Origin of the sequence: Bacillus weihaiensis (assembly GCF_001889165.1) — a bacterium.
GTDB lineage: Bacteria > Bacillota > Bacilli > Bacillales > Bacillaceae > Metabacillus > Metabacillus weihaiensis.
Map to the genome: position 1 here is coordinate 3,309,622 of NZ_CP016020.1, position 13,274 is coordinate 3,322,895.

Genomic DNA, 13,274 nt, shown 5'->3' on the forward strand with positions numbered 1-13,274 from the left:
TCCTTCATAAAAGGAGGTGAGATCATGAGCAGCTATGCTGTAGAAGCTGTAGCAGCAAACGTTTCAAAAAAGGAAGATTCGTTTGACATTAATAAAGTAGACACAAAAGAAGAAATCGATGCTAATCTAAAAGAATTAGGAAAATATTTAGAGTATGATGAAGAAAAAAAAGTTTCATTTAATGAGAAAAAGGCATTAAAGAAAGGCGCATCTACTTCGATATTAGAAATTGGTAGAGAGTTAAACACTATATCAGCTTACAATGCAGATAAATTAATAGATAATGATTCTTCTGATATACAAGCTTTGGGTATTCCTGTCCCTGGTAATTGGTGTGGTCCAGGTCACGGAGGAGGAGCAGCACTCGATTTATTAGATGGTATATGTAGGAGGCATAATAAATGCTCTGGTTCTAAAGGTTATTTCACATGTAGTTATGATGATTTACTAATAAAAAGCATTCAGTATTCTTTACCTTTTATGGCAACAATGAAAGAAAGAACTAAGGCTCTAGCCGTATCGCCTTATTTTCATATTCAACCGTGCATTAAAAGGTAATTTATAGTACAAATAGATTTAATTTACTATAAATTATCCTTTTTAGGAGCGTTGTTTATGAAGGTCAATAACTCAACATCATATAAATAGAATATTTTATCCATTATTTGTTTTGTGATTCGACCCCGAAAAACGAAAAAGAGGCTGGGACAAAACAAAGAGCCAGGCACCCTCCGATACAATCTATTGTGTGCACTAGATAAATCAGTGCGTACATATAGTCGTTACGATAAGGTGCAGGCACTTCTGTCCCAGCCTCTTTTAATTTATGAAGCTTAATTCAGCATTATTTATCCTTCGATAGCATCAATGCTTTCTTTAAATCTTTGAACGACGAAGATTTCCCATAAATTAATACTCCACCTTTATATACTCGTGCACCAAAAATGGCTAAGGCCGTAATAGATGCTAGTAAGATAGCAATCGATAACGCGATCTCCCAAGCAGGAATATTTAGTAATCCAACACGTAAGAACATAATCATTGGTGTAAAGAAAGGAATATATGAGCTAATTGTAATGAATGGTGTATCAGGACTACTCAAACCAAACATCGCAATCATAAAGGCACCTACGATGAGAAAAATCATTGGTGATATCAATTGTTGAACATCTTCAATGCGACTAACAAGAGATCCTAAAAATGCAGCTAGCGTAGCAAAAAGGAAATAACCTAAAATAAAATATATCCCTGCAAAGATGAATGTAGTGGTAGGTATATCACTAAATCCTAGCATACCTCCTGTCATCGCATTAAAATCATCTAATTTTGACTGAATAGAAGCATAACCAAAAATTAGGATAATTACCATTTGTGTTAAACTCAGCAATCCAATTCCTATCAGCTTCGCAAACATTTGCTTAACCGGAGAAACGCTTGAGATTAAGATTTCCATCACACGAGAAGATTTTTCCGTCGCAACCTCTGTCGCAATCATACTCGCATAGAAAATCACACTAAAGTAAATAACAAATAACAAAATATACACAAGTCCTCTTGCCTGATTTAATTCTTCTTCTGTTTTTGCATTATCCTCTAGAGCAACCTTATTGACCACTACAGGTGTAAATAGCTGATTCAATTCTTCTGACTCTAATCCAAGTTGAACTCTTCCAAGCTCCTGCTTTGTTTGCTGGAGCACCTGCTCAACCTGTGCAAATACTTGAGAATCTGTTATTGACAATGTTTTAACTGTTGCCTGTGGAAATTGATTCTCATCTGTTGATAAAATAATGGTGCCATCAAATTCTTCTGCTAACACTTTTTCATCTAATTCTTCTTCCGTTAACGTCGTTTTTTCGATTTCAAAAGGCATTTCAAGCATGTTAGCATTCGCTGAGAACATATCATAATATTGATCTGTTTCATCTAGGACAGCAAATGTCTTTACTTCCTCTTCACGATCAAACAGTTGAATGATGGTAGGAAGATTGGAAATGCCGAATAAAATAAGCAACGTTAAAAGAGTAGTAATAATAAATGATTTCGTTTTAACCTTCTGTAAATACGTATGCCCTACAATAATCCAAAATTTATTCATATGAAGCACCTACCTTTTCAATAAAGATATCATTTAGTGAAGGTTCTTCTAGAATGAACTTACGGACAAAGCCTTTGTTTTGTAATTCTTGAAAAATCGTACTTGCTATATCTTCATGTTCCACTTGTAGCTCAATTCCATCAGAAGTTTTTTTACTTTTTGTCACTCCTGGAATATCTTGTAGATAATCAAGCTCAAAATCACCTTGTACAAAAATATTCTTCTTTCCAAAGGAGCGTTTGATTTCTCTCAATGAACCATGTACGACTGGCTTTCCTTTATGCATAATACAAAGGTGCTGACACAATTCCTCAACATGTTCCATTCTGTGACTCGCGAACACGATGGATGTACCTGCCTCTTTTAAATCCACCACTGCCTTTTTCAGTTGTTCAACATTGACAGGATCAAGACCACTAAAAGGCTCATCTAAAATGAGTAGCCTCGGCTTATGTATAACAGCTGCTATGAATTGAATCTTTTGTTGATTTCCCTTCGATAATTCTTCTACTTTCTTATTCTCATAGTCTGTTACATTAAATCTCTCTAACCAACGTCTCATTTCCGTAATAACCTCTTGCTTTGTCATTCCTTTTAATCTACCTAAGTAAATTAACTGATCCTTTACTTTTAATTTCGGATACAAGCCTCTTTCTTCAGGTAAATAGCCTATAAGATCGCTCTCATCATAGGTAATTCGTTTTCCATTCCATGAGATTTTCCCATCTGATGGTGTAAGTAATCCAAGAATCATACGGAAAGTTGTCGTTTTACCAGCTCCATTTGCACCTAAAAACCCAAATATTTCTCCTTCAGGTATTTGGATGGTGAGCTGATCAACCGCTGTGTGCGTCCCAAACCGTTTTGTTACTTGCTGAATGTCTAAACTCATTTTATCCCTCCTTATATAACTCTACGATTCTGACAGGCAAAGGTTTCATTTTTTTGCAGGAAATAACACTAAATACAAAGAATATTAATGTGATATAACGTAAAGTTAACAAGGGGGATTATCACATGACAATTTACTATTTAACAGTATTTGAAAAAAATGGAGAAAAACTGTTAGACGAAAGCTTCGAAGCTCAAAATGAGTCAGAAGCAAAGGAAATCGGTCAACAAAAGCTTGAAGAAAAACAATACACAGAAAAAACGTATCGTTGTACGTCCTCTGCAGGTAAACTTGTTTTATTTGGAAGATAGCGTCATTGTAAGAGGAGAGAACTGTATTCTCTCCCCTTATTATAGTATGAAAAATACGTTACTGACCGGTAAACTGTGGGGCACGCTTTTCTAGAAAGGCCGTTACCCCCTCACGATGATCATCTGTTTTTCTCATCGTGAGCTGATCATTTGTCTCTCGGTTGAGAGTATCTTCTAATAGCGATTTCTCTTGGTCGCAGTAAATCATTTTTGTAGCAATCATCGCTTGTAATGGTCGCGCTTCCATTTTATACTTCCATAATGCCATTTGTTCTTCTGCATCACCTTCATAGACGGCATCTACAATTCCTACATTCTTTGCTTCTTCTGCCACCATTGATGTTCCTTCCCAAATGACCTGTTTGGCCTTTTGTTCTCCTAATCGTTTTTTTAGAAAGAAGTGTCCCCCACCATCAGGTATTAATCCTATATTAATAAAATTCATGGCTACTTTTGCTTGTTTTTCTGCAATAACATAATCTGAGGCTAGAGCAAAGCTCAACCCTAATCCTGCTGCCGGGCCATTGATGACACTAACTGTAATGGCTGGCAATGCGTATAGTGAAAGAATCAGCTCTTTGATTGTGTTCATAACTGGACCGAATTGTGATTCATCTTGATTTGAGAGCATTGTTTTCACATCGCCACCTGCTGAAAATGCACGGCCTCTTCCTGAAATAAATAAGAGCTGAATACCTGAATTTGAAAGCTCCTTTAAAACCTGGGTTAACTCCTGTAGCATCTGAACATCCATTGCATTTAAAGAATCAACTCTGTTTAAGTATAAAATCCCAGTGTTCCCTTCTTGAATGAATTCAATCGTTTGATAACTCATCTTCATTCCCCCTTTGTTATGTCTTCTTTAACATTCGAAGAATAGAGTGAAAATTCCTGCTTTTAATTTTTATTTTAATAAAGCTTTTGGTCAATTATTCCTTTTTCCCATAAGTAGATTGTTGTTTTTCTTACTGTATGAGGTTGGTAGCGCTATTTCTTCTTGCTTACCAGTTATATTTTTTGAGAAAAAAGACGATATTTCCTAAGATTCGTAATGAGTAACAACAAAGGGTAAGATAATAGCACAGTCGATTATAGAATCCTAAAGAAAAAAGACTGTAGAAATCCCTTAAGAGTTCGTCTACAGTCTACTAGTTTAATTAGTTAAATAATTCTTCCATAATGTTAATTTTTTCAGTTGTATAGTGTTCAAAATGATCATTATAGGATTTTGGATCCTTCGGGTTTGCAAATTGTGTAATTTTGCGAGTTTCAGGGTGAACAAATTTACTTGCTGCACCACAACCAATGCCAATAATGGTTTGTTGCTCTTCCATAATCATGATGTTATAGATACTATCTTGGCCCTTTTGAGCATAGCCCACATTTTCTAAGTTACCTAAAATGTTTTTCTGGCGATATAAGTAATAAGGGGCATATCCATGTTCATTGGTCCAGTCTACCGCGTGGTCCATCATGGTTCCTATTTCCTCACGACTTGCTACTTTATATTTGTGTTTGTTTTTTGTCATTTCAGAAGCACGCTTAAAGGATAACGTATGAACCGTTATAGATTCAGGCATAAGCTTAGCTGATTCAGCTAATGTGTAATCAAATTCTTCAACGCCCTCTCCAGGTAAGCCAATAATAAGGTCCATATTAATATTGTTCATCCCCATACTTCTTGCTAAATGGAACTTTTCAATCGTTTCTTCTACTGTATGATGTCGACCAATCGCCTTTAATGTACTTTGAATATAAGACTGTGGATTAATGCTAATTCGATCAATTTTGTATTTGTTTAGTACCTCGAGCTTTTCTTTCGTAATAGTATCCGGTCGCCCGGCTTCTACTGTAATTTCTCTAATATTCTTTACATCAGGAAATGACTCCACCATTTCTTCATAGAGCATGTCCATTTCTTCAGCGGTAATACTTGTTGGGGTACCGCCACCATAATAAACGGTAGTAATCTTAATGCCTTTTTCCTTTAACCATCTTCCAATCTCACGCATTTCATAATGAAGCCCTCCTAAGAAGGACGTAACAGAGCCCTGACGACCGTTTATTGCATAAGCTGGAAATGTACAGTACGCACATTTGGTTGGGCAGAATGGAATACCAACGTAAATACTTACTTCATTGGATAGATGATCGAGGTCTGGGATTACTTCAAGCTGCCTTTGTACAATTTGCTTCATTAATTGAATTTTCTCTTCTGAAAGCAGATATTCTTCTTTAAACATACGATGGATGGCTTCTTCGCTCATCCCTTCTTGACGTTTTTTGTGGTAGAGTTTCGTCGGGCGAATTCCCGTTAGTATTCCCCATTTTTGAATGATGCCTGTATACTCTTGAAGAAGCGTTAAATACACGTAGGATAGAGTGTTTTTCACCTGTCTTAAGTGCTCTTTCCCTTCAAGCTCTTCGGGTAGCTGCTTTTGTTTTTTAGCATGGAACTGTTGTCCTGCCTCTGTTTGTAATGTTCCGGCTATCGAAATCATGCCATTTTCTTCTTCAATGAAAAACTCTGCTTCAAGGGGTGTATCACCTTTTGTAAAGCAGAGTTCTGTTTCTTCAAAAAACAAATTTCCTATTAATGTTAATGGACGATAAAAACGTTCATCTTCAATTCCTTTTATATAAATTCTCATAGATGATCACCTTAACTTTCTTTGGTAAAACGATGCAACGCAATAACGGAAGGATAAATCCTTCTTGATCGTACAAAAAACAATGGTAGCGGTCAATGTTAGATCCTAACAGAAATTAATTTTCTGCAAATGCCAAACCTTTTTTCTCCATCAGATATTTAAGTGCAACTGAAAAAGTAGAAAAGGACTCTGCTTTTATTTGAATGCCTGATATAACAATTTTCTTAATTAATTGTGGTGAGAGACCTACATAAAAGGGTTCCACTCCCATTAAGATAATGGCTTCGGTTAATTGGTGAAGCTCTCTCCCTAGGTCCTCCATATCTAAGTTTTCAATTTTATCTAATGTAATATCCGTAAAATCTATAATCGCTGATTCTACTGAATGATTTTGTAAATAGGTTAGAATTTTAATTCGAATATTTTCAAAACGTTGCTCAAATAAAATTCCTGTGATCGGGACTAAAATGGTGCTAGGAATGATGGAAGGGATAATCGGTGCTGTCATATCTAAGATTACTTCCTCATATTCTTTTAACTTTTTCTCTAAACTTTCCACGTATTCCTGATTCATAATTAATCTCCTTTTTCTCCTACGATTTTCTCTATTTCCAATAGTAACAATTATCTACTGTTTACCTCAAGTTTTTTATTTATTTTGTCATTTTAATAAAAAGTTTTTTCTTATTGAGGGTTGCTTCTGAGGTTTTCACTCTCCGAAACTAGGTGAGTGGCTCTTTTCTTTCTAGGTGCTGAAGGCTATATTTCTTCCCATTTAATCTTCCCTACATTTCAAGAAAAAAAGTCTAATAAAAATAATATTAATATTTATGCAGCCCATGAACATATAATGTGACAACCTTAACTTTTAATAGGAGGCATTTCTTGAGATGAAACGATTCGCCCCACTTTTTCTTGTGCTCACCATTATTGTCATTGGATTTTTTGATTCCCCAACCTTTTTTAAACAAGAAGACAGCATTACATCACTTCCGATTCCTGAAGAAGCAGTCACCTCTACATCGATTACGGAGGACGAGCCGTTACTAGGGTTACCTGAATTAGAAACGAAATTAGTCGATATAAAGGAGGAGGATGGATATACATTAGAGGTCTATCAAGAATTTGAAGTGTATAAAGATGAGCAGGGGAAGATAATTGAAAGTATTCCTACCTCTCAGTTCGAATACTTAAAGTATAAAAAGTCATAGGACGAATAAAAGGGAAATGAGGTCTTTTCTACCACTCATTTCCCTTTTTGCGTCGTCCTTACATAAAATCAAAGAAATAACGAATAACATGAAAGAAAACCGGTGAAGTGTACGTTAAGCTATCAACACGATTTAAGTAGCTCTTCTTCAGTATATTAAACTTCTCTTGATCACCTATCAATAAATCTCTTTTTAATACAGAAATGGTTAAGCTTCCAAAGAATCCAGTACAGCTAATTAATACTCCTGATAAAATTCCAAATGTCATGTCCAACGGCGTTAATATCGGATAAATGAAATAGGAAGCTGCAGTCGTTATCAATAATGCTCCTATAAAGCCCTCCCATGTAATCAGTGGATTTGCAGAAGGCACCACCTTCTTTTTCCCTAAATACAATGAGATTAGATAATGAACCATATCATTGATTTGTGTTAAGACAACAAGAAATAACACTAGGTTTGCTCCGTATTGAGGTGTTGCAAATTGGTAATAGGCTAAATGACTTAACCCAAATACCATCAGCATTAAGCCCCATTGGGTTGAACTGACAGAGCGGAGAAAGCCACTTGTACCTTTTCCTAATAACCTTGGCAGTGGGAGGAATAAAAAAACATAAACAGGTATAAAGACAATAAACATTCCATACCAACCGATGAAAATCCAATAAAATTGTAAAGGGATGGCTAAATAAGACCATAGAAACAGTCGACGATCTGCTCTTCTTGTTTTCATCATAGAAAAATATTCCTTTAAGGCAAAAAAACAAAGCACCATTAAAGATAACAATGATACAATGGGATTAAATAACGTTGCCATAGCAAAGACGACCAGCATTCCCCACCAGGTTTTCACCCTTAAAAAAACGTGTGAAAAATCCTTCTCAGGCTCTCGTTTCTTTAGGAATAAGAAAACGAAGCTCACACTACTTAAGACGATAAAGATCATCGTTAATGTAACAATCGTCGTATTCACTCAGTATCACCTCCTTCAGTCCGTTGCATGTGCAATTTTTTGGCAATATGAATCTAGTATTTAGCATAGTTGAAAATGGAAATTTTTAAAAGAGGGATCTTATGAAACCTAATTCTTATATATATATTCTATTAACTGATACAGGAACTTTATTTACTAAATCAATAAAAAAGTATACAAAGGCACCCTATAATCACGCTTCTATTGCTTTTGATGCCGAATTAAATGAAATGTACAGCTTTGGGAGAAAAAATCCGAATAATCCGATCCATGGTGGATTTGTGAAGGAGAATGTATCTACTGGTACCTATAGTAAATATCCAAATACAACGTGTGTTATTTATAAGCTTGAAGTAACAGATCGCCATGTTGAAAAAATGCGGAGAATCTTAGGAGTCTTCATTAAAAACAAACGCAAGTTCCTTTATAATTTAGCGGGTGTTTTAGGTGTCTCACTTAATGAGCCCATTGAATTTAGCAATTCTTATTTTTGCTCACAATTTGTAGCTGACATCCTAAATCGGTCTGGCCTAAAGCTTTGGGATAAGCTACCTGCCCTTATCACTCCTGACGATTTTAGACAGCATCCTGAGCTAGAGTTAATCTATGAAGGAAAATTATTTGACTATGGTCCGATAAAGGTTGAAAAAGAGTCGTGAAGTTCACTAACCGCTAATCTCCTTTTTAGTACCATTCAAATGAGGCTGACTCCAATTGTGGTTAACTAACGACCTTTTGATCACTCTTTCTTTTTTTATGTGCAGAACCAAATCCTACTAAGTGAATCAATCTCATCCATGCTGTATGAAAAAAGGCTAACCCAAAGTCTAAAATCTAGACTTTGGGTCAGCCTTACTCACTTTTCTATCGGTCAATTTTAATTTTACGAAGGAATTCTTCTCTTTGTTGTTTACGAAAGTGTTCTTTCACCATATAACCAACACCCTCATGATTATTCGAACGGGTAATCCAATCGGCTGCCTGTTTTACTTCAAATGGAGCATTCCACATAGCAACCCCCAAACCAGAGGATGAAATCATTCCAATATCATCTATAGAATCACCAATCACAACAGTTTCCCCCATTGGAATGGATAAATGGTTCGCCAATACTCTTAATCCATATTCTTTTGATAGACCCTTTTGCACAATCTCAAGCTTATTAGGTTGTGCTTCTTTCACATCAACATCTTGGAATGCCTCTTGTATCACGTTTTGCGCCTCTTCTTTATCCACCTCATTGGAGAAGAATACGTCTATTTTTGTTGCTGAGACCGGTTCATCTCGTAACGTGTCACCTAAAGAATCCACAAATTGCACAGGGTAGAACATAGAGTCCGATGTATTTAATATTGATTTACTAAGTAAATTGGAAGCAATACGTTTTCTATTGCCTATTGAGTAGCGTTCATGTGTTAATCGAATATTACATTTATAGCTTTCAAGTACTTGCACCAGATTAAATGTCATATCTTCTGAAAGGCGTTTTTCGAATATAGGATGATCTAAATTCTCAGAAATAAATGCTCCACCATGTGTAATAAGGTATGAGTCCAGTTTAAGTGCTTTTGCCACTTTCTTTGCAGACTGAAAATGACGGTTTGTTACAAGTGTAACGTAAATCCCCTTATCCTTCACATATTCGATTGCTTCCTTCGTAGACGACTGTATACGCCCATTAGAACGAAGCAAAGTACCATCTACATTAAGTGCTAGTAGTTTGTATTGAGTCACTGTTGGTCCCCCTTCTACAGATGTCAAAACCTATTAAGAAGTTATGTCCTCCTTTTTCAAAATAGAACAAATTGTACAATTTCTCCTATGAAAAGCGTAAAGTTCCCGCTTATCAGCTAATCTCCTCAAATCGATGTGACTCTTACTCGTAGGTGAAACTAGACAAAAACAGTGTCACTCTTGTTCGATCATGGCTATGACGTACCTTAACGAAAAAAAAACAGAACAGGAACATCCCATTCTGCTTATCGTTCTATGTAATTAGTTTTGTTCTAGACTTCCGTACATTTCTTCCAAAGGCTTCATAATAATTTTGTTTAGCTCGGTTACAACCATGCTTAAACGTTGTTCTGCAGCCATTAGCTGGGCAATTTTTTCATGCTGTTGAACAAGTGCAACTGACTTTTGAGCTTGTTCAATTTCTTCTTGAGTAATTTCTTCGCCAGACATTTGTTTTTGTTGAAGATTCAACTGGATATTACGGAAGTTTTCAAACATTTTGTTTGCTACTTCATCTGCATTCACTTCATCGTATAGCTTTCGTAAAGATTTGAATTCATCGCTCTCTCGTAAAGCTTTTTCTAGATTGTATGCAACATCATATAGGTTTTCAGACATATGATGAGCCTCCTTTCTTGTTTTACCTTCTTTCAGGCTCTCTCTACTATAACAAACTATTAAAGAAATATCATTTTATGCCCATCATTTTAAGTGTATGAGAAAGAAATTAAATAAACATGACGATAAGTCCCTGGATCCCACCGATAATTCCACCAAGAAGGGCTCCTAAATACGTAATCATTTTGAACTCTCTTCTTGAGATTGAAAGAACCATTTCTTCAAGACGGTCGACTGCGAAGGATTCTACCTGTTCACGAACAACATCCTCTAGGTTCAGCTTCTTTAACATCTCCTCTAAGTTATTTACAAGGTAGCCTGTCGCTACTTCAATTCCTTTAGGCAACCACTTTGTAAGGATGATATCCTGATTAGGTTTTAAATACGTTGAAATAGGAGCTGTTAGCACTTCTTCAATACCCAATTTTCTAACTAATATTTGAACTAAATTCGAACCTTTATCAACTAAATTCCACTTTTCATCCATTTCTTCAATTGTCATGTCTTGAATGTGGTTCCACTCTTTTGCAATTAACGTTGTTAGAAGGTTTTTAGTTTCCTGATTCTTTAAGAATTTAAGTACCTCTGGCTGAACCTTATCAATTAAGCTCTCATTGCCAAGAAACATGCTAACCATATTTCCAAGCATCCCTCTAGTAGCAAGAAAATCATCGATCATCTTCCCTAATCGTTGTTTTCCCTCATTACTTTCAAAATAAGCAACCCCTTTGTCCGTAATAAATTGGGCAATCTTTGGAATGACAAGATAAATATCATCTTTTACATGACTTGGTAAAAGCTCTTGAATGGTTTTTTTCTCATGATCTTTTACAAATGAATAGTATTGTTGAAGCGCGTACTGGGATAGCTTTGCTTCTATTTGTTTTGCCGGATCTTCTACAGAAATAGATGTTAACAGCTCTTCTACTGTTTTTTCAGATTCTGTAAACTTCTTCAGTCGCGTTTTCGCCCAATCATTAATCTGAGTTTGAAAGTCGTTTTGCAGAAACTTTCTCTTCATTCCTTCGGCCGTTAATAAGTGCTCAACAACCATTTTCCCTAATTGATTTGCTAACTCCTGCCTTCTTTTTGGAATGAGACCTGGAGTAAATGGTACTCTTTTCCCAAAAACATAAACAGGATGATAAGGACGAAAAAGCATTTTTATAGCTAATGAATTTGTTATACCACCTATTGCTGCACCAATTGCTATCATAATCAAAAACAGAATGATTTCTTTCATTTCATCTACCTCTCGACTTCACCGATTTTATCTTCATTACATACCATGCTTTAAAGGGCTCTTTACCTATTAAATGTGGCATGAAATACCCTTTAATGGAAAAAAACCTTATCTTTACTATCTATTCACATTATAGAGCTTGTCTTTACATCGAGCAAATGAGGGATTCCTATTGAGCGAAAAAATCATTGAAATTACATCACACTGTTCTACATCACGACCTTTCTTATGTCAAATGAGTAAAAAACTTCACGAGCTTTTAGGCTTGTCTAATCATCTTACTACCTTAAATATTACATGTGGCAGGCATACTGTTACTTGTCCCGTCGTATTAATAGAAGATGAAGATTACAGTTTGTCCCTTACTGATAAAATTTCACTTGAATTATGTTTACCACCTCTTCCTATCAAGCTACAAATCGAATCATTGGATAAAGCCAGTGTCAAAATTGGGCCGATTATAGGGGTTGTGACAGAGGTTTACACGAAACATACACTTCATTTTGGTTCTATTCATGATTTTTGCGAAGAACTCTCTCACTATTGTCGGCGGAGTGGTTGTTTCTTATATGTATTTTCCTTAACTATGTATGATAAAAACAACATGACGGGATATTATTTTGATCACAATACGAGTAGTTGGATAAAGGCTGCCGTACCTTTTCCCGATGTTGTACACAATCGAATTCATTCGAGAAAGCTTGAACAATCTAAATCCTTCCTTACGCTAACTAGTGAATTAATTGAGAATAAGACACCTTATTTTAATGATCGTTTTTTGAACAAATGGGAAGTCCATCAAATTTTATCAGCTAGCGATCACCTTATTCCTTATTTACCTGCTAGTAGACTATTAGAAACGAAACGAAATTTAGAAGAAATGCTTGAAGAGAAAAAAGATATATTTATTAAACCGATTAATGGAAGCCAAGGGAAACGGATTTTTCGAGTCATTCAACAAGAGAAGGATTCATATTTATTAGATTACACTACATTTTCTGGTGAGATCAGTAAAGAATACTCGCAATTCCAAGCCTTATTTAAAGCCCTTTATCCTCGATTAAAGAGAGAAGGCTTCTTACTTCAAGAGACCAAACAATTACAAACATATCAAAACCGTACATTTGATTTCCGTATTCTTTGCCACAAAAAGAATCAACAAGATTGGAAGGTCTCCTCTTCTATAGCAAGATTGTCAGGTGAGCAACAATTTGTCGCCAACCTTGCAAGAGGGGGATCAAGTATGCATCTAAAAGAGCTACTAACGAATTTATATGGCGAGAAGGAAAGCCTTCACTTACGGAAGCTACTCATAGAGCTTTCATTAGAGATCGTTGAAGTTATTTGTGTTCAGGCTGGTGGGGAATTTGGTGAATTCGGTGTGGATCTAGCTTTAGATATTGAAGGAAAACCATGGATTATTGAAGTGAATACAAAACCGTCAAAATCTGAAGATGACCCTAAAAAAGGGAAGGTTAGACCTTCAGCCAAGTCTATTATTCACTATTGTACATTTTTATATAGCCAAATATAAGGGGACGTG

General features: G+C 35.8%; 14 protein-coding genes. 5 read left to right on the top strand and 9 right to left on the bottom strand.

Annotated elements, in window-relative coordinates; translation table 11 throughout:
* The first annotated feature begins 24 nt into the window (after window positions 1–24).
* Complete coding sequence (locus tag A9C19_RS21200; protein ID WP_083584404.1) at window positions 25–558, top strand: hypothetical protein; 534 nt, start codon at window positions 25–27, stop codon at window positions 556–558.
* Window positions 559–844: 286 nt separating this feature from the next.
* Here the strand turns inward: A9C19_RS21200 and A9C19_RS16000 are convergent, their stop codons facing one another.
* Window positions 845–2,098: an ABC transporter permease gene (locus A9C19_RS16000; protein ID WP_072580872.1), complete on the bottom strand. Its 1,254-nt coding sequence runs from the start codon at window positions 2,096–2,098 to the stop codon at window positions 845–847.
* Window positions 2,091–2,990, bottom strand: coding sequence for an ABC transporter ATP-binding protein (locus A9C19_RS16005; protein ID WP_072580873.1), 900 nt, complete (start codon window positions 2,988–2,990; stop codon window positions 2,091–2,093). The genes A9C19_RS16000 and A9C19_RS16005 overlap by 8 nt, the downstream gene beginning before the upstream one ends.
* Window positions 2,991–3,115: 125 nt before the next feature.
* Between A9C19_RS16005 and A9C19_RS16010 the strand changes: the two genes are divergently transcribed.
* Window positions 3,116–3,301, top strand: coding sequence for a YhzD family protein (locus A9C19_RS16010; RefSeq protein ID WP_072580874.1), 186 nt, complete (start codon window positions 3,116–3,118; stop codon window positions 3,299–3,301).
* 58 nt (window positions 3,302–3,359) lie between these two features.
* Here A9C19_RS16010 and A9C19_RS16015 read toward each other — a convergent pair whose 3' ends face one another.
* The 3 genes from A9C19_RS16015 to A9C19_RS16025 all read right to left on the bottom strand — a co-directional run bounded on the left by A9C19_RS16015 (window position 3,360) and on the right by A9C19_RS16025 (window position 6,526).
* Window positions 3,360–4,136 carry an enoyl-CoA hydratase gene (locus A9C19_RS16015; protein ID WP_072580875.1) on the bottom strand — a complete coding sequence of 259 codons (777 nt, stop codon included), beginning with the start codon at window positions 4,134–4,136 and terminating at the stop codon, window positions 3,360–3,362.
* Between the two features lie 322 nt (window positions 4,137–4,458).
* The gene (locus A9C19_RS16020; RefSeq protein WP_072580876.1) at window positions 4,459–5,952 is read right to left on the bottom strand and encodes a coproporphyrinogen III oxidase; all 1,494 of its coding nucleotides are present in this window, start codon (window positions 5,950–5,952) and stop codon (window positions 4,459–4,461) included.
* Between the two features lie 115 nt (window positions 5,953–6,067).
* Window positions 6,068–6,526 carry an STAS domain-containing protein gene (locus A9C19_RS16025; RefSeq protein WP_072580877.1) on the bottom strand — a complete coding sequence of 153 codons (459 nt, stop codon included), beginning with the start codon at window positions 6,524–6,526 and terminating at the stop codon, window positions 6,068–6,070.
* Between the two features lie 316 nt (window positions 6,527–6,842).
* On the opposite strand from A9C19_RS16025, the gene A9C19_RS16030 reads away from it, so the two are divergent.
* On the top strand, window positions 6,843–7,163 hold the full coding sequence (locus A9C19_RS16030) for a hypothetical protein (protein ID WP_072580878.1): 321 nt from the start codon (window positions 6,843–6,845) through the stop codon (window positions 7,161–7,163).
* Between the two features lie 58 nt (window positions 7,164–7,221).
* Here A9C19_RS16030 and A9C19_RS16035 read toward each other — a convergent pair whose 3' ends face one another.
* Complete coding sequence (locus A9C19_RS16035) at window positions 7,222–8,136, bottom strand: phosphatidate cytidylyltransferase (RefSeq protein WP_072580879.1); 915 nt, start codon at window positions 8,134–8,136, stop codon at window positions 7,222–7,224.
* Window positions 8,137–8,237: 101 nt separating this feature from the next.
* Here A9C19_RS16035 and A9C19_RS16040 point away from each other — a divergent pair, with 101 nt between their 5' ends.
* Window positions 8,238–8,795, top strand: coding sequence for a hypothetical protein (locus A9C19_RS16040; protein ID WP_072580880.1), 558 nt, complete (start codon window positions 8,238–8,240; stop codon window positions 8,793–8,795).
* A 205-nt stretch (window positions 8,796–9,000) separates the two neighbouring features.
* Here the strand turns inward: A9C19_RS16040 and A9C19_RS16045 are convergent, their stop codons facing one another.
* From A9C19_RS16045 to A9C19_RS16055, 3 genes are all read right to left on the bottom strand, one after another.
* On the bottom strand, window positions 9,001–9,870 hold the full coding sequence (locus A9C19_RS16045; protein ID WP_072581923.1) for a Cof-type HAD-IIB family hydrolase: 870 nt from the start codon (window positions 9,868–9,870) through the stop codon (window positions 9,001–9,003).
* 261 nt (window positions 9,871–10,131) lie between these two features.
* Window positions 10,132–10,488, bottom strand: coding sequence for a YlbF/YmcA family competence regulator (locus A9C19_RS16050; protein ID WP_072580881.1), 357 nt, complete (start codon window positions 10,486–10,488; stop codon window positions 10,132–10,134).
* Between the two features lie 109 nt (window positions 10,489–10,597).
* Window positions 10,598–11,731, bottom strand: coding sequence for a DUF445 domain-containing protein (locus A9C19_RS16055; RefSeq protein ID WP_072580882.1), 1,134 nt, complete (start codon window positions 11,729–11,731; stop codon window positions 10,598–10,600).
* 172 nt (window positions 11,732–11,903) lie between these two features.
* On the opposite strand from A9C19_RS16055, the gene A9C19_RS16060 reads away from it, so the two are divergent.
* Window positions 11,904–13,265 (top strand): YheC/YheD family endospore coat-associated protein, encoded by a 1,362-nt coding sequence (locus A9C19_RS16060; protein ID WP_083584405.1) that lies wholly within the window; start codon window positions 11,904–11,906, stop codon window positions 13,263–13,265.
* The last annotated feature ends 9 nt before the right edge of the window (window positions 13,266–13,274 follow it).